The organism is Aeromicrobium sp. Root236 (assembly GCF_001428805.1).
Classification (GTDB): Bacteria; Actinomycetota; Actinomycetes; order Propionibacteriales; family Nocardioidaceae; genus Aeromicrobium.
Genome location: NZ_LMIS01000001.1, coordinates 99,002 through 114,355 on the forward strand (window position 1 = coordinate 99,002; position 15,354 = coordinate 114,355).

17 protein-coding genes are annotated in these 15,354 nt (G+C 69.1%); 6 read left to right on the plus strand and 11 right to left on the minus strand.

Annotation, left to right across the window (positions count from 1 at the left end; genetic code table 11):
* The first annotated feature begins 89 nt into the window (after positions 1-89).
* Positions 90-1,568, plus strand: a complete 1,479-nt coding sequence (locus tag ASE12_RS00560; protein WP_056395532.1) for a M48 family metallopeptidase — start codon at positions 90-92, stop codon at positions 1,566-1,568.
* Here ASE12_RS00560 and ASE12_RS00565 read toward each other — a convergent pair.
* Entirely contained in the window at positions 1,565-2,221 is a 657-nt protein-coding gene (locus tag ASE12_RS00565; RefSeq protein WP_056395537.1) for a GNAT family N-acetyltransferase, read from the minus strand. The genes ASE12_RS00560 and ASE12_RS00565 overlap by 4 nt on opposite strands.
* Before the next feature lie 34 nt (positions 2,222-2,255).
* On the minus strand, positions 2,256-2,378 hold the full coding sequence (locus ASE12_RS20635) for a hypothetical protein (RefSeq protein ID WP_255355456.1): 123 nt from the start codon (positions 2,376-2,378) through the stop codon (positions 2,256-2,258).
* A gap of 120 nt (positions 2,379-2,498) precedes the next feature.
* On the opposite strand from ASE12_RS20635, the gene ASE12_RS00570 reads away from it, so the two are divergent.
* Complete coding sequence (locus ASE12_RS00570; protein ID WP_157412762.1) at positions 2,499-5,141, plus strand: hypothetical protein; 2,643 nt, start codon at positions 2,499-2,501, stop codon at positions 5,139-5,141.
* Here ASE12_RS00570 and ASE12_RS00575 read toward each other — a convergent pair.
* Positions 5,138-5,407 carry a hypothetical protein gene (locus ASE12_RS00575; RefSeq protein ID WP_056395541.1) on the minus strand — a complete coding sequence of 90 codons (270 nt, stop codon included), beginning with the start codon at positions 5,405-5,407 and terminating at the stop codon, positions 5,138-5,140. The two genes, ASE12_RS00570 and ASE12_RS00575, sit on opposite strands and share 4 nt — an antisense overlap.
* Positions 5,408-5,446: 39 nt before the next feature.
* Positions 5,447-6,022 (minus strand): TetR/AcrR family transcriptional regulator, encoded by a 576-nt coding sequence (locus tag ASE12_RS00580; RefSeq protein ID WP_056395544.1) that lies wholly within the window; start codon positions 6,020-6,022, stop codon positions 5,447-5,449.
* Between the two features lie 88 nt (positions 6,023-6,110).
* Between ASE12_RS00580 and ASE12_RS00585 the strand changes: the two genes are divergently transcribed.
* Both ASE12_RS00585 and ASE12_RS00590 read left to right on the plus strand, forming a co-directional pair.
* A complete protein-coding gene (locus tag ASE12_RS00585; RefSeq protein ID WP_056395547.1) occupies positions 6,111-7,007 on the plus strand; it encodes an SDR family oxidoreductase in 897 nt (298 codons plus the stop codon).
* An 84-nt stretch (positions 7,008-7,091) separates the two neighbouring features.
* A complete protein-coding gene (locus ASE12_RS00590; protein WP_200954937.1) occupies positions 7,092-8,078 on the plus strand; it encodes an NAD-dependent epimerase/dehydratase family protein in 987 nt (328 codons plus the stop codon).
* 39 nt (positions 8,079-8,117) lie between these two features.
* Here ASE12_RS00590 and ASE12_RS00595 read toward each other — a convergent pair whose 3' ends face one another.
* Both ASE12_RS00595 and glnA read right to left on the minus strand, forming a co-directional pair.
* Positions 8,118-8,795, minus strand: coding sequence for an SGNH/GDSL hydrolase family protein (locus tag ASE12_RS00595; protein ID WP_056395550.1), 678 nt, complete (start codon positions 8,793-8,795; stop codon positions 8,118-8,120).
* Positions 8,796-9,043: 248 nt separating this feature from the next.
* Positions 9,044-10,465: a type I glutamate--ammonia ligase gene (gene glnA, locus ASE12_RS00600; protein WP_056395553.1), complete on the minus strand. Its 1,422-nt coding sequence runs from the start codon at positions 10,463-10,465 to the stop codon at positions 9,044-9,046.
* Between the two features lie 170 nt (positions 10,466-10,635).
* Between glnA and ASE12_RS00605 the strand changes: the two genes are divergently transcribed.
* A complete protein-coding gene (locus ASE12_RS00605) occupies positions 10,636-10,995 on the plus strand; it encodes an RDD family protein (protein WP_056395556.1) in 360 nt (119 codons plus the stop codon).
* Between the two features lie 65 nt (positions 10,996-11,060).
* Here the strand turns inward: ASE12_RS00605 and ASE12_RS00610 are convergent, their stop codons facing one another.
* The 3 genes from ASE12_RS00610 to lipB are packed head-to-tail and all read right to left on the minus strand — an operon-like array spanning position 11,061 to position 13,461.
* A complete protein-coding gene (locus tag ASE12_RS00610) occupies positions 11,061-11,768 on the minus strand; it encodes a DUF4191 domain-containing protein (protein WP_056395559.1) in 708 nt (235 codons plus the stop codon).
* Positions 11,769-11,778: 10 nt separating this feature from the next.
* A complete protein-coding gene (gene lipA / locus ASE12_RS00615) occupies positions 11,779-12,702 on the minus strand; it encodes a lipoyl synthase (protein ID WP_200935550.1) in 924 nt (307 codons plus the stop codon).
* A 36-nt stretch (positions 12,703-12,738) separates the two neighbouring features.
* Entirely contained in the window at positions 12,739-13,461 is a 723-nt protein-coding gene (gene lipB, locus ASE12_RS00620; RefSeq protein WP_200954938.1) for a lipoyl(octanoyl) transferase LipB, read from the minus strand.
* A 24-nt stretch (positions 13,462-13,485) separates the two neighbouring features.
* On the opposite strand from lipB, the gene ASE12_RS00625 reads away from it, so the two are divergent.
* Positions 13,486-13,977, plus strand: a complete 492-nt coding sequence (locus ASE12_RS00625) for a hypothetical protein (RefSeq protein ID WP_056395561.1) — start codon at positions 13,486-13,488, stop codon at positions 13,975-13,977.
* Here the strand turns inward: ASE12_RS00625 and ASE12_RS00630 are convergent.
* Positions 13,949-14,464, minus strand: coding sequence for a DUF664 domain-containing protein (locus tag ASE12_RS00630; RefSeq protein ID WP_056395564.1), 516 nt, complete (start codon positions 14,462-14,464; stop codon positions 13,949-13,951). The two genes, ASE12_RS00625 and ASE12_RS00630, sit on opposite strands and share 29 nt — an antisense overlap.
* Positions 14,461-15,354, minus strand: coding sequence for a TIGR01777 family oxidoreductase (locus ASE12_RS00635; protein ID WP_056395567.1), 894 nt, complete (start codon positions 15,352-15,354; stop codon positions 14,461-14,463). Before ASE12_RS00635 ends, ASE12_RS00630 begins: the two co-directional genes overlap by 4 nt.

A 15,354-nucleotide genomic window follows, 5' to 3' on the forward strand; every position in this document is an offset into this window, starting at 1 on the left:
CTGTCGTGAAACCGCGAACGAGAGGGCTTCGGCTCGCATAGGATCCTTCCACTCCGCGCAGACTGCGACGGGCGAGACGGGTGGGATCGATGAAGTACACGGTGCGCGCAGCGCTGGCGGTGGCCCTGCTGATCGGGTTCTATGTCGTCGCCATCGGCGTCGCCGCGGGACTGATCTTCCTGGTCGTGGAAGCCGCGCGGGTCGGCCTGTCGGGATTCGCCTTGGCCAAGATCGGGTTCGTCGTCGTCATCGTGGCGTTCGGCATCTTCAAGGGGCTGTTCAGCCGCACCAAGGACACGAGCGGACCGGCGGGTGTGCTGGTGTCGGACCGGGACCAGCCCGGGTTGTGGTCCGAAGTACGCGAGCTCGCCGGCGCGGTCGGCACCCGCTCGCCCGACGAGATCCGCCTGGTGCCGCAGGTCAACGCCGCGGTGTCGGAGGATGCGAAGTTCCTCGGTCTGATCTCGGGCACCCGTCGGATGTACATCGGTGTGCCCCTCGTGCTGGGCCTGTCCCGCCAGGAGCTCCGTTCGGTGCTCGCTCACGAGCTCGGTCACTACTCCGGCAAGCACACGGCGTTGGGACCCGTCACCTATCGCGGCAAGGAGGCGATCGCCCGCGTGCTCGGCGAGCTCGGTCCCGACTCGATCGTCGGGCGGCTCCTCGGCCTGTATGCCCGCCTGTACTACGCCGTCTCGCACTCAGTCAGTCGCCGTCAGGAGCTCGAGGCGGACGAGTTCAGCGCCCGCCTGGCCGGCCGTGGAGCCGCTGCCTCGTCGTTGAGCAAGCTGCTGCCGCTCGACGCCGCGTGGGACCACTTCGTCGACTCGTACGCCGCGCTCGGTCAGGACTCCGGGCGGCGGCCCGCGGAGATCTTCCAAGGATTCGCCTCGATGCTCGACGACCCGGAGACCCGCGAGCAGCTGGTCAAGATCCGCGACGAGCATCCTGAGCAGCCGTCCTCGGTCTACGACAGCCACCCACCGACCAGCCAGCGGATCGCGAAGATCGAGGCGTTGGCGGACGACGGGGTCGTCGACGACGGCACCCCCGGCACGTCCCTGCTCGACGATCCGGCCGCGGCGTTCGGGAAGCTCGAGGCGGACATCTTCGCCGGGAGCAACCTGCGACCGACGGCGTGGGAGGTGCTGGTCACCGACGCGTTCACCACGCGGGTGGGCCGGGCCGCGGAGGCTCTGGCCACGCAGGCACGACGCGTCGGTGCGCCGCCGACGCTGCGTACCGCCGTCGAGCGGCTGGGCAGGCCAGGGAGCCCGGGGCTGCTGGAGGGCGCCGAGGTCGAGGAGGAGCGCGAGATCGTCGCTCGACTGCTGGCGGACGCAGCGGCCGACAGCTTGGTGCGTGAAGGCGCTGCGGCATTCGCGCTCACCTGGAACGGCGGCCTCGCCACGCTCCGGACCGGCGCGGGGCAGAGCGTCGACCCATGGGGACCTGCGTTCGAAGCGGCGTCCGAGCCGACGAGCGCGGCGTTCACGGCATGGGCTTCGACGCACGGCGTCGACCTCGACCGCGAGATCCCGGCCGCTCAGCCGGTGGCCGGGGTCTAGTCCGACTCCGCGGCGCCCATCAACGAGAACATGTCGGCCGCTGCCTCCCAGCCGAGCGACTCGTAGAGGAGCCGGCCCCGGGCCGAGGCGGCCAGGACGCCGCGAGTGGCACCCTGCTCCAGTGCGTACGCGGTGAGGGTGGCCATGACGTGGCGGCCGAGCCCACGCCGCTGGAAGGCCGGCGTGGTCTCGACCGCGTCGAACGTGGCGTCCTCGCCGAGGATGCCGACGGTGCCCTCGGCCGCGACGCGGTCGCCCGCCTCGACGACGTAGCGGGCGCGGTGGTCCTCGATGTCCCAGCGCGGGGTGAACCGGGCGTCGAGCGCCGGTACCTCGATCGGGCTGGAGGTCGTCGCCATGAGCGTCTCGTCGTCGCGGTCGACGCGTACGCCCGGCGGCAGGGCCAGCTCGGCGTACGGGCTGGCGTCGTCGGCGATCACGGTGAGCATCGCCCGAGGGTCGCCGTCGACGTGGCGGAAGAGCGAGGCGAACGCGTCGAGACCGGGATCGATGCAGATCAGCTCGGTCTCGCGGGTCCGCGAGCGCACGTGGACGAGCGGCCAGCCGTCGACGATCGAGGTCTCGAGCCCGCGCGCGTGCGCCCAGGTGATGATCCAGCGATCGATGAGCTCGTGTGCGGTGCTGACCGTCATACGGCCATTCTGTCAGCGTGGCTGACCTGACCCGTCAGGCCTCGGCGGGGTCGTTGTCGATCGAGTTGCCGCCTTCGGACGGCTGGTCCTCTGCCGGCTCGCTGCCGGCCGGGTCGTCGGGTCCCTCGGCGGGCTGCTCGGGGTGTGGTGTGGTCATGCTGGGCTCCTCTCGGTCGCGATGTCCGTACCCATCTCAGCCGGCGTCACGCACAGGGCCTGCGAACGTGGCGGTTCCTGGGCCATGATGAAGAGCACCCGCGACAGTGAGGAGCCCGAGATGGCCACGCATGCGGACTGGGTGGAGCTCAGGGTGCACGGCGTCAGCGGCACACCTCCTGAGGCGATGCTTGCCAAGCCGCACGTCCTGCAGGTCGACGGCGACGACAAGTCGCGCTTCTTCCGCGCGGTCGACGACGACGGCCGCGAGATCAGGGCTGCTGACGGTCACGTCGTCGAGGGATTCCACTGGGGCAACTACACGTCGGGCTCGTGGCGCAAGGCGCTGTGGCTCGCGCTGATCCCGTTCGGGCTGATCAACGCAGCGGCGTTCATGCTGCCGCCGGTCGAGGACGACCAGGGCAAGGTCGACCCGCTGGCCCGGCGGCTGCGGATCGGCGCGATGGCGGGGCTGCGGTTGCAGGCGGTGTTCCTGACGGTCACGTTCGCGTTCGCGATCGGCATGGTGCTGATCGACATCATCGGCACACGGTGGGCGTACCGGCACCTGTCGGCGATCCCTGACGGGTTCGAGAACCTCGTGCCGGCGGCCGCTGCCGTGCTTGCCGCCTTGATGATCCTGCCGCTCGGGTCGTCCCTTCGACCCGGGCCACTGATCGACGGACCACCGGCCCGCCCTGGTCCCGATCCGGCGCTGCAACCCGTCGACGCGCCGTCTCGGCCTGCTGCAAAGGTCGAGCACGTGCAGCGTCGCACGCCGTTCGCCCGGCCGGAGTTCTATCGCGGCGACTCGGACACGTCGGCGTTCCGCGCCTTGCACGTCGCGATCGGGCTGTTCACGATCGCGCTGATGGCCCAACGCTTCAGCGCGCGGCAGCTGTGGAGCGTCGACGCCTCGGAGGGGAGGCCCGGCCTCGGCGTGGTGATCCTCGTCCTGCTCGGCATCGCGATCGCCGCGACCGTCAGCCTCGGGGACCCCGAGCGCGGAGCGACGACCTTGCACGGAGGGGCGAGCCGCGGATGGGCGCTGACGTGGCACCGCTGGATCTCCCGGCTGTCCCTGGTGCTCCTCCTGCTGTCGATGCTGTCGGTGGGCCTCGCGGCTCGAGCGCTCCAGCTGCGGGGGCTGCCACGGGAGCGCGCGTTGGACGGGCTCGACCGGTTCCGCATCCCGCAGTTCCTCAGTCGCGTCGTCGAGTTCGACGTGATCGGACGGTGGCTCGTCATGCTCGCCGCCGTCGCAGCCCTGGTCGCCGGACTGTTCGCCGTCGGCCTGGCCCTGCGCGCCCGGAGGTGGCGCGCGCGTCCCGACGAGGACGCCTGGGCGTTCCGGCCCTACAGCTGGGGCCTGACCTCGATCGCCGTCGCCAACCTGGCCGTCATCCTCGGGGTGGGCTTCTCCGCGGCGTTGGTGACCGGGGTGTCGACCGCACTGGGCCAGCGGGAGGTCAAGGCCGGGGGAGACAGCAAGAAGACCGCCCTGGGTTCGACGCCCCTGATCGACCGGGTCGCGTACGCCTGGGGTCTTGGCATCATCGTGGTCGCCCTGGCGGCAGCCATCTGCCTCCTGGTGAGCCGGATCGCGAGTCGGCGCCGGCTGCTGGCGCACGTCGACGTCGGTTATCCCAGTGGTCGGGTGTTCGAAGGCCGGCGCGAGGATGCCGAGCCCTATCCGGCGCCGAGGGCCGCCGGCTGGCGGCACGCCCTCAGCAGTGCGGTCTGGCGGGCGCGGCTCAAGAACCAGATCCAGCTGATCATCTGGTCCGTGGTGCTCGTAGGTGCCGTGCTCGCGCTGTTCCTCGGCTGGTCGGAGCTCGCAGCGCTCAAGCACGTCGCCCGCCCGCCGGAGGACCTCAGGGTGCTGAGCGTGGCGTCCGACGAGGTCAATGAGCTGCCGAACCGGGTCGAGTCGTGGGCTCCGGTGCTGGCCCAGGTGGGTGCGTGGACCTTGCTCGGGCTGATCGCCCTCCTGATCGCGAAGGGACGCCAGGCCCTCGGCGACGAGCAGACCAGGCGCGGCATCAACATCGTGTGGGACGTCGTCGCGTTCTGGCCGCACGCCGTCCACCCGTTCGCGCCCGAGCCGTACTCCCAACGTGCAGTGGTCGACCTGACGGAGCGGATCCGCTACCACGTCGCCACCGCGCCGGAGGATGCGCCGGGTCGCTCCGTCATCGTCTGCGGGCACAGCCAGGGGAGCCTGGTGTCCTTCGCCGCCCTCAACCTGCTCAGCGACGAGGAGCTCTCGAGGATCGGCCTGCTCACGTTCGGCTCGCAGCTGCGAGTCATCTTCCCGAGGGCGTTCCCGGCGTACGTCAACCACACCGCGATCGTGTCGACGCGCGGCCTGCTCGGCGACGCGTGGATCAACCTCTGGCGTGACACGGATCCGCTGGCAGGTCCCGTGCTGTCCTGGAACCACGACATCCACGTGACGCCGCCGCGGGAGTCGCACTTCGAGGTCCCTGCAGGTCGGCTCGAGCCGATCGACGGCAGCATCCCGGCGATCGACCAGGTCGACGACATCACGGCAGCGTTCGCGGTCTGGCGCTGCGGTGACGACTGGCGCCTGACCGACCCGACCCGGCGGCCCGTCGAGCTGCCGCCCGGCGTCGATCCGATCGTCGAGGCGCCGATCAACGCGCTCCGCGGTCACGGTCGCTACTGGTCGGACCCAGCCTGGGCGGCGGCCCTGACGACGTTGCGCCACCGCGAGTCCGGGGGAGCCGACGCGCAGGCCTAGCGCTTCGGGGCCTCATACCCCTTGGCCGGTACGAGCTGCTCCGCCTTGTGCCACTGCACTGTCAGGCTGTTGCCGACGCCGCCGGTGACCACCGCGACGAGCGCGAGCCACTCACCCGAGGACGTACGCCGCCACTCGATGAGCAGACCGGCCCACGGCGTCATGGCGTACTGCGCCGACGGCTTGACCCACACATGGCGGGCCGGCTGCTTGACGGGGTCGCGGCCTTCCGGGAACTCGCTCTCGGACCGGTCGACGAACCCCATGTGGCACACCATAGAACATATGTTCGAGTCGTGGGTGCGTCAGGCCCCGGTCCCGCGGGCCACGGTCTGGAGCTCGCGCAGCAGGTCCGTGGTGATGGTGCCGAACGAGCGTTGCTCGTCCTGGCGAAGCCACTGCGTGAAGGCGATGCCGAACACGGTGACGCCGGACTCGGCGGCCAGCGTCGCTGCGGGATCGTCGATGCCACGAGCGCGCAGGGCGTCGGCGATCGTCGCGGCGAGGCTCCTCAGCTTGTGCGCCTCGCGTTCCCGCAGCGCCGGGTTCTGCTCGATGACGAGCTGCCGCGTGCGGGAGTGGTCGCGCCGCTCGTCGGGGAACAGTGCTGCGGCTGACTCCAGTGCGCTCGCCACGATCTCGATGGGGGCGGCCTGGGCGGGCGCCGCCTCCACGCCGTCCAGGAACGCTTGGTTGAACACGTCCTGCCCCAAGAAGAGCACTTCACGCTTGTCGGTGAAGTGACGGAAGAACGTTCGCTCCGTCAGCCCGACGGACTGTGCGATCTCGGTGGCGGTCGTCTGTTCGTAGCCGCGCGTGGCGAAGAGCTCGAGCGCTGCCTGCTGCAGCCGTTCCGGCGTCCCCGGTTCCCATCGCACCATGTGGCGAGTGTAGTGATGACAGTGACTGACGTACAGGTGGTAGCGTCATGTCTGTGACTGACATCAGTCACCGGACAAGGAGAACATCATGCGCGTATTCGTCACTGGAGCCTCAGGCTGGATCGGTTCGGCCACCGTCGATGAGCTGCTCGCCGCTGGTCACGAGGTCAGCGGCCTGGCCCGTTCCGACGCCTCCGCAGCTGCGCTCGCGGCGAAGGGAGTCGACGTGCGGCGAGGAGATCTCGACGACCTGGACAGCATCCGCGACGGTGCGGCCGCCGCCGACGCGGTCGTACATCTCGCCAACAAGCACGACTTCGACAACCCTGCCGTCTCGAACGCGGCCGAACGGGCCGCCGTCCAGACCATCGGCGACACGCTGGCCGGGTCGGGTCGCCGGTTCCTGCTGGCCGCAGGTGTTGCGGGGCTCGCCCAGGGCAGGCCGGGCACCGAGGACGACGTGTCACCGTCGCACGGTCCTGACTCGCCGCGCGGTGGCAGCGAGAACCTGGCCCTGGAGCTCGTCGAGCGTGACGTCCACAGCGTGAGCCTGCGCTTCCCACCCACGGTGCACGGCGTGGCGGATCACGGATTCATCGCGACGATCTCGGGAATCGCCCGCGAGAGAGGGGTCTCCGGCTTTCCGGGCGACGGCACCAACAGCTGGTCCGCGGTCCACAGGTCCGACGCCGCGAAGCTCGTCGCGCTGGCCCTCGAGAAGGCCCCGGCAGGCGCTCGCCTGCACGCGATCGCCGAGACGGGCGTGACGACACGTGAGATCGCCGAGGCGATCGGGCGCGCGTTCGACCTGCCTGTCGCCTCGATCGCGACCGAGGACGTCGTCGACCACTTCGGCTGGATCGGCACCTTCTTCGCGATGGATGGGCGTGCCACCAGCGCTGCGACGCGTGAGCTCCTCGGCTGGACGCCCTCGGGCCCGACGCTCATCGAGGACATCGACGCCGGAGCGTACGCTCCTCGCTGACCCAGCCGGCGCGTTCGCCCCGTTCGGCCGCCGCCACGCCTTCCATGGGCCAGAATCGTCGGAGTCTGCAGAAGGAGTGACCCGGTGGGTGGAGTCAAGCTCGTCATGGGCGCAAGCGGGTTCGTCGGCTCGCACGTGACCCGTCAGCTCGTCGAACGCGGTGACCAGGTCAGGGTGTGGATCCGGGAGTCCAGCTCGACCGTCGGGTTCGACGGCCTCGACGTCGAACGGCACCACGGTGACCTCGACGACCTCGACGCGCTCCGCACGGCGATGAAGGGTGTCGACACGGTCTTCTACTGCATCGTCGACGCGCGGGCCTGGCTCCGCGACCCGACGCCGCTCTACGCCACCAACGTCGAGGCGTTGCGCAGCGTGCTGGAGGTGGCCGTCGAGGTCGGGGTGCCGCGATTCGTCTTCTGCAGCAGCGTCGTGACGATCGCGGTCGCGGAGTCCGGCCTGGCTGACGAGACGATGCCGCACAACTGGCGACACCTCGGCGGCGCCTACATCGACTCGCGCATCCAGGCCGAGGAGCTCGTCCTGCAGCACCACCGCGAGCACGGTCTTCCGGCGATCGTCCTCAACGTGGCGACGACGTACGGGCCGCGAGACCACGGCCCGACGCCGCACGGGAAGCTGGTCCGGGCTGCCGCGCGGGGCAAGGTCCCCGCGTACGTCAAGGGTGTGTCGATGGAGGTCGTCGGCATCGAAGATGCCGCTCGCGCGTTCCTGCTCGCCGAGGAGCACGGCCGGCCCGGTGAGCGCTACATCATCTCGGAGCGCTACCTGCCCATCCGGGACCTGTTCGGCATCGCGGCCGCCGAGGGTGGGGCGAGACCGCCCAGGGTCGGCATCCCGCTGCCGCTGATGCGGGTCATCGGGGTCATCGGTGGCGCGACGTCCCGGTTGCTGCGCAAGGACACGGTGGTGACGTCGACCAGCGTCCGGCTGATGCACATCCAGACCCCGCTGGACCACGGCAAGGCAACACGCGAGCTCGGCTGGGAACCGACCCCGATCGAGGACTCGATCCGCGCCGGCGTGCGCTGGTTCCTGGACGAGCGGTAGCTCGTCGGTGTCGACCGGCGACGGCGTCACACAGGAGCGCTAGGACATGCCTGCCAGAACCTGGTCGCGGAGCCATCGGTTGCCGCTGGCGTTCTGGTGGAGACCGTCGGTGGTGTAGTTGCGTGGCATGAAGGGCGTGGTGATCCACGTGAACCCGTACGCGCGAGCAGCGTCGCGGATGACCGCCCTGACCTTGTAGCCGGTGGCGAAGTCCCCGGCCCACGGCGACACGACGTAGACCTTGTCGACGCCGAGCGCCTTGGCCGTGGCGGCGAGCCCGGTGAAGTAGGTGTTGACCACCTGGGTCAGCTCGGACGTCGTGGCGGCGACGAGCTTGCCCTTAACGCACTTCTTGCCGTCGTTGCGGCCACCCGCCACGACGATCACGTCGGGCTTGCGCTCGGTGACGGTCGGCAGGCGGTGCTCGAACCGGGTGCCGGTGCAGGACAGGCCGCGCCGCAGGTAGCCCGACCCGTACTCCGCGTCCTTCATGGGGGTCCAGCCCTTGGCCGCCGCCACGTAGGACCACCAGCCGCGGTGGTAGTCGCCGACCTTGTTGTTGTAGAGCGATGTCATCGAGTCGCCGATGAACAGGACCTTGGGAGCCGGAACGGCTTGCGCCTCCGCCGGGACGGCTGGTGCGGCCGGGACGAGCAGCACCATGGCAAGGCCGGCGATGAGCAGCTTCACGAGTGCACTCGTGCTCGGCTTGCTCATCGTCTCCCGCTCTCAGCTTGGGAGACCAGCCCCGTTGAAGGTCAGAGATCAAATGTAAGCCAGCTCAGGCGCCGCGGCTGGGATTCCGGCCCATGGCGGCAGCAGAGTCGTGGACGGCAGAACGCCCCCGACCTTGAGTGGTCGGGGGCGTTCTGCTCACGTCATCGTGACCGGCCCTTCAGCCAGGTGAGGGTCTCGCGACGGAGGGGCCGCCTCGCGTCGATCGCCTGCCCAGCTGAGTCCACCGGTCAGATGTCGTAGTAGAGCTCGAACTCGTGCGGGTGCGGGCGCAGCTGCACGGGGAGGATCTCCTCGTTGCGCTTGTAGTCGATCCACGTCTCGATCAGGTCGGGCGTGAACACGTCACCAGCGGTGAGGAACTCGTGGTCGGCCTCGAGCGAGTCGAGCACCGCGTTGAGGGAGGTCGGCACCATGTCGATGGCTTCGTACTCCTCGGGCGGCAGCTCGTAGATGTTCTTGTCGATCGGGGCCGGCGGCTCGATCTTGTTCTTGATGCCGTCGAGTCCGGCCAGCAGCAGCGCCGAGAAGGCGAGGTACGGGTTGGCCGACGGGTCGGGGCAGCGGAACTCGATGCGCTTGGCCTTGGGGTTGGAGCCCGTGATCGGGATGCGGACACAGGCCGAGCGGTTGCGGGCCGAGTAGACCAGCGCGATCGGAGCCTCGAAGCCCGGCACCAAACGGTGGTAGGAGTTGACCGACGGGTTGGTGAACGCGAGCAGCGACGGCGCGTGCTTCAGGATGCCGCCGATGTAGTGACGCGCCAGGTCGGACAGTCCGCCGTAGCCGGCCTCGTCGTAGAACAGCGGGCTGCCGTCGTTCCAGATCGACTGGTGCACGTGCATGCCCGAGCCGTTGTCACCGAAGATCGGCTTCGGCATGAACGTGACGGTCTTGTCGTTGGCCCAGGCGGTGTTGCGGACGATGTACTTGAACTTCATGACGTCGTCGGCGGCCTTGAGCAGCGTGTCGAAGCGGTAGTTGATCTCCGCCTGACCCGACGTGCCGACCTCGTGGTGACCGCGCTCGAGGATGAGCCCGGCGTTGGTGAGGTTGGTCATCATGTCGTTGCGCAGGTCGGCCGTCTTGTCGGTCGGCGCGACGGGGAAGTAGCCGCCCTTGTAGCGGACCTTGTAGCCACGGTTGTCGTCGATCGAGTCGCCCGTGGACCAGGCGGCCTCGGCCGAGGTGATCTCGTAGAACGACTTGTTGGCGCTGGTGCCGTAGTTGACCCGGTCGAAGATGTAGAACTCGGCCTCGGGCGCGAAGTAGGCGGTGTCGCCGATGCCGGTCGTCGCGAGGTAGGCCTCGGCCTTGCGGGCGATGTTGCGCGGATCGCGCGAGTACGCCTCACCGGTGATCGGGTCGTGGACGAAGAAGTCCATCGCGATGGTCTTGCGAGCCTTGAACGGGTCGACGTACGCCGTCTTGATGTCCGGGAAGAGCACCATGTCGGACTGGTCGATGGTCTGGAAGCCGCGGATCGACGAACCGTCGAACGCGACGCCGTTGGCGACCATGTCGGCGTCGAACGTCGAAGCCGGCAGCGTGACCTGCTGCTGGATGCCGGGCAAGTCGGTGAAACGGACGTCCAGGTACTCGACACCTTCGTCCTTGATGAACTTGAACAACTCGTCGGCATTGCCGAACATGGGGCCTCCTCGGCCGCTGGGCGGCCTGTGTTGTCGATGACAGGTGAGTGCGTCGCTGCACCGTACCGTTGACGCTAGGCTCGGGCAGTTTCCCGGTAGTCACTGGATTGTTTCAGGAATGTTACAAGTGCCCGTGACAGGCGCCATCACAGCGTCTGTAGGCTCACCGCGTGCAACCTCCCTCGCTCCTGCGACGCCTCGGTGCCCTCCTGATCGACTGGATCGTCGCCTCGCTCAGCGCTGCAGCCCTCGCCGGTACGCACTACCCGCCCAGGGACATCAAGGAGAACCTCGTCATCACGGCGTTCTTCGTCGTCGAGATGTCGGTGTTGACGGGGCTGCTCGGCTACTCGATCGGCAAGCGGGTCCTCGGCCTGAGGGTCGAGAACGTCGACGGGCGGCCCATCGGGATTCCCCGAGCGCTCATCAGGTCGCTGCTGATCTGTCTCGTCATCCCCGCGGTCGTCATGACCGACGACAAGCGCGGCATCCATGACCTCGCCGCGGGATCGCGAGTCATCCGGATGTGAGATCTGCTCCTTGAGCTTGTCGAAAGGACATTTCGACAGGCTCAATGTGCGGTGGTGGGCCTCGGTCAGCCGCGCATCGCCTTGCGGGAGCCCTTCATGTTCGTCGGCACGGGGCCACGCGGCATCGGCGCTGCGGGACGCATCGCGTCGAGCGCCTTGAGCTTGTAGAGCACGGCCGTCATCTGCGCCGGCTTGATGTTCTTGGGCAGCTTGCGGACGTGCTTGACGAGCTTGGTCAGCTTGACCTCGCCGGGTCCGTCGCCGACGACGATGTCGAGCACGGGGACCTCGTCGCCACCGATGCGGGCGTGCTTCTTCTTCTCCGCCGTCAACAGGTTGCGCACGCGCGTGGGGTTGCCCTCGCCGACCAGGATGATGCCGGGACGGCCGACGACGCGGTGCACGACGTCCTGGTTCTTGGTGAACGCGACGGCGGGCTTGAGCTCGTATCCGCGGCGCAGCATCTGCAGGGCACCGGCGGCGGCGCCGACCTGGCCCTCGACCTGCGCGTACGCGGCCTTCTCGGCGCGGCGGCCGAACACGATGAGCACCGACAGGATGCCGATCAGGATCGCAAAGACGATCGTGATGATCAGCCCGAACGTGCCGGTGCCGAAGACGAAGTAGCCGAGCGCCCCTGCGACACCGCCACCCACCAGGAAGGTCAGCAGCAGGATCAGACCGATGTTGCGGTCACTGCGCTTGGTGATCGTGTACGCCTGGCGCATCTGGCCCAGGCGACCCTTGGCGGGTTCGGGGGTGGCATTCGACATGAGGGTCAGTCTACGTCGCGTTGCGGAGTGCGACGCTGCCGCGTCCGGACTCGATTGCCTGCTTGTAGAGGGTGCCGGCCCGGTAGGACGAACGTACGAGGGGTCCGGACATGACGCCGGCGAAGCCGATCTCGTCGGCCTCGGCCTTGAGCTCGACGAACTCCTCGGGCTTGACCCAACGCTCGACGGGGTGGTGACGCACCGACGGGCGGAGGTACTGCGTGATCGTGATGAGGTCGCAGCCCGCCTCGTGCAGGTCGACCAGGGCCTGGGAGACCTCTTCGCGGGTCTCGCCCATGCCGAGGATCAGGTTGGACTTGGTCACCAGGCCGTAGTCGCGGGCCTGCGTGATGACGTCGAGCGAGCGCTCGTAGCGGAACGCCGGGCGGATGCGCTTGAAGATGCGCGGCACGGTCTCGACGTTGTGCGCCAGCACCTCGGGGCGGCTGTCGAAGACCTGCTCGAGCAGCTCGGGGATGCCGTTGAAGTCGGGGATGAGGTTCTCGACGCCGGTGCCGGGGTTGAGCTCGTGGATCTTGCGGACCGTCTCGGCGTAGAGCCACGCGCCACCATCCGGGACGTCGTCGCGGGCGACACCGGTGATCGTGGCGTAGCGGAGCTCCATCTGCTGGACGGACTCGGCGACGCGACGCGGCTCGTCACGGTCGATCGGGTCGGGCTTGCCGGTGTCGATCTGGCAGAAGTCGCATCGACGCGTGCACTGCTCGCCGCCGATGAGGAACGTCGCCTCGCGGTCCTCCCAGCACTCGAAGATGTTGGGACATCCGGCTTCCTGACAGACCGTGTGGAGACCCTCGCCCTTCACGAGCTTCATGAGCTCGTTGTACTGGGGACCCATCTTGGCCCGGGTCTTGATCCACTCGGGCTTCTTCTCGATGGGGGTCTCGGCGTTGCGGACTTCCAGACGCAGCATCTTGCGTCCCTCAGGAGCGATAGTCACTGTCCCAGCCTACGCCCGTGCCCCAGCGGTCACGCCGAGGACCGGCACGCTGGGATGCTCGTCATGGACGAGGTCGGCGGAGGGCTCGTACGGCTGCCACTCGAGCAGCTCACGCAGGTGCGGGGCGATGGCCGCAGCAGCCTCTCGGACCGTCACGTCGCGACCCAGCTCGGCGCTGAGGGTCGTGACTCCGGCATCGGCGATGCCGCACGGGACGAAGCGGTCGTAGAAGCCGAGATCGACGTCGGCGTTGAGCGAGAACCCGTGCATCGTGACGCCGCGGGACACCCGGATGCCGATCGCGCCGACCTTGCGCTCGATGCGGCCCTGCCCGGCGGCGAGCCACACGCCGGAACGGCCCGGGACGCGCCCGGTGGTGACGCCGAGGTCGGCGCACGCACGGATCATGGCCTCCTCGACACGGCGGACGTAGTCGACGACGAGGACGTGCGACGGGAGCTTGGTGATGGGGTAGCCGACGAGCTGGCCCGGGCCGTGGAACGTGATCTTGCCGCCACGGTCGACGTCGACCACGGGGGTGCCGTCGAGCGGTCGCTCGTGCGGCTCGGTCCGGCGCCCCGCGGTGTAGACGGGCGGATGTTCGAGGAACATCGCGGTGTCGGGGATCTCGTCGGCGACGCGCTGGGCGTGCAGCTCGCGTTGGAGCTCCCACGCATCGACGTAGTCGATCGCACGGTCGCCGTACCACTCGTCCAGGATCTGCAGCGTCACGTCTCCAGACTAACCGCCCTGTGGATGAACCCCAGCGTGCCGGTGGCCGGTCGCGGCACAGTGGCCCACATGGACTGGCTGTGGGTGCTGATCGCGATCCTGCGAGCCGCATCGCCCGCGCCCGATGACCAGTGGGCCACCCTGCTGAGCGGCCTCGACGAGGTGCGGGCCGAGGCGTTCGCGGCGAGCGACGCGGCACTGCTCGACCGCGTGTACGTCCGCGGCAGCCGTGCAGCAGAGGCGGATGCGCGGACGATCGCGGACTACCGCAAGCGTGGTGGCAGGATCCTGGCCGCGGACCTCCGGGTCATCTCCTGCCGGGTCCTGTCGGAGTCGTCGTCGCGCGCCCGGCTCGACGTGATCGACCGGCTGGGTCCGGCGCGGGTCGTGTGGTCCGACGGCTCGGTGACCGAGCTGCCACGCGACGAGCCGTCACGCCGAGTGATCACCCTCGCGCGTACGACCGAGGGCTGGCGGATCGCGGGGGTCAGCCCTCGCCCGTCGTCCCGTCGATGAGCTCACGGACGACGTCGAGGTGGCCCATGTGGCGCGCGTACTCCTGCACGACGTGGAACAGGATCGACAGGAGGGTCGGTGCCGGCTCGCCGGCCGGGAAGCGTCCTCCGGTCGCCGCGTGGTCCATCAGGTCATGGCTCGTCACGATCTCGGTCGTACGCCGGCCGCCCTCGTCGAGCGCGGTGAGGAGGCTGTCGAGCGTACGATCCGTGGCCCACACGCCGGACTCGGCGCCATCCAGGTGGTCGCCCCAAGGGTCGTCGACCTGCTCCGCTAGGAACCCCCACACGAGCCAACGCCGTTCCATGTGGGCGAGGTGGGCGACCAGCTGGATCGGGGTCCAGCCCGACGGCAGCACGCTCGCGTTGAGGGCCACGTCGTCGAGGTCGGCGACCTTGCGGCGCACCTCGGCGCGGAAGTAGTCGAGGTAGTCGAGGAACCTCGCTGCCGGGTCCACGACGTCGGAGCCGGGCTCCGGGAGGTTCATCGCAACGCAGCCTCGAGCGCCGTCGTGAGATCGGGCTGCTCGAACGTGAACCCGGTGTCGGCCAGTGCAGCGGGGGAGACCCGCATCGATCCGAGCAGGTCGTCGGCCATGCTGCCGAGCGCTGCCTTGATCGCGAAGCGCGGCGCCACGAGGAAGGTCGGCCGGTGCACGACGTCTCCGAGCGTGTCGGTGAACTCGGCGTTGGTGACCGGCACCGGCGCACCGAAGTTGAACGGGCCGCGGAGGTCGGGGGACTCGATCAGCAGCGTCGCGGCGCGGATCCAGTCGTTGAGCGAGATGTAGGACATGTAGTGACGGCCGGGCCCGAGCCGGGCGCCGAGTCCGAGCTTCCAGAACGGGACCATGAACCGCAGCAGGCCTTCGTCGGCCTTGAGCACCAACGTCGTACGGATGAAGCAGACCCGCGCTCCGGCGTCGACGGCCGGCGTGGCGGCGGCCTCCCAGGCCTGGACGACGCCGGGCAGGAACCCCGAGTCGGCGGGGCCCGTGCGCTCGGTGAGCACCTCGTCACCACAGTCGACGCCGTAGTAGGACATTCCCGACGCCGAGATCAGCGCAGGCGGACTGGCCGACGCGGCGACGGCCTTGGCGAGCGTGCCGGTCGTCGAGGTCCGCGACTCGAGGATGGCCTTGCGCTGCTTCGCGGTGCGGGGCCACCGCGCCACGGAGGACCCGGACAGGTTGACCACGGCGTCGGCACGATCGATCACGATCTGGTCGATGCGCCCCGTGTAGGGGTCCCACAGCGAGGCGTCGTCGGCGGGGTCAGCCGAACGGACCAGGCGGGTGACCTGGTGCCCGCGCAGACGCAGGTGCTGCGTCAGCGCGGTACCGAGGAACCCTGAGGCGCCACCAATGACGACCTGCAC

Excerpts from the sequence above, each read along its gene's own strand:
- ASE12_RS00630 (WP_056395564.1), bottom strand. The coding sequence starts at position 14,464 with ATGAACCTCCCGGAGCCCGGCTCCGACGTCGTGGACCCGGCAGCGAGG.
- ASE12_RS00565 (WP_056395537.1), bottom strand. The coding sequence starts at position 2,221 with ATGACGGTCAGCACCGCACACGAGCTCATCGATCGCTGGATCATCACC.
- ASE12_RS00610 (WP_056395559.1), bottom strand. The coding sequence starts at position 11,768 with ATGTCGAATGCCACCCCCGAACCCGCCAAGGGTCGCCTGGGCCAGATG.
- ASE12_RS00580 (WP_056395544.1), bottom strand. The coding sequence starts at position 6,022 with ATGGTGCGATGGGAACCGGGGACGCCGGAACGGCTGCAGCAGGCAGCG.
- ASE12_RS00575 (WP_056395541.1), bottom strand. The coding sequence starts at position 5,407 with ATGGGGTTCGTCGACCGGTCCGAGAGCGAGTTCCCGGAAGGCCGCGAC.
- ASE12_RS00625 (WP_056395561.1), top strand. The coding sequence starts at position 13,486 with ATGAACCCCAGCGTGCCGGTGGCCGGTCGCGGCACAGTGGCCCACATG.
- ASE12_RS00595 (WP_056395550.1), bottom strand. The coding sequence starts at position 8,795 with ATGAGCAAGCCGAGCACGAGTGCACTCGTGAAGCTGCTCATCGCCGGC.
- ASE12_RS00560 (WP_056395532.1), top strand. The coding sequence starts at position 90 with ATGAAGTACACGGTGCGCGCAGCGCTGGCGGTGGCCCTGCTGATCGGG.
- lipA (WP_200935550.1), bottom strand. The coding sequence starts at position 12,702 with ATGCTGCGTCTGGAAGTCCGCAACGCCGAGACCCCCATCGAGAAGAAG.
- ASE12_RS00570 (WP_157412762.1), top strand. The coding sequence starts at position 2,499 with ATGGCCACGCATGCGGACTGGGTGGAGCTCAGGGTGCACGGCGTCAGC.
- ASE12_RS20635 (WP_255355456.1), bottom strand. The coding sequence starts at position 2,378 with ATGACCACACCACACCCCGAGCAGCCCGCCGAGGGACCCGACGACCCG.
- glnA (WP_056395553.1), bottom strand. The coding sequence starts at position 10,465 with ATGTTCGGCAATGCCGACGAGTTGTTCAAGTTCATCAAGGACGAAGGT.
- ASE12_RS00585 (WP_056395547.1), top strand. The coding sequence starts at position 6,111 with ATGCGCGTATTCGTCACTGGAGCCTCAGGCTGGATCGGTTCGGCCACC.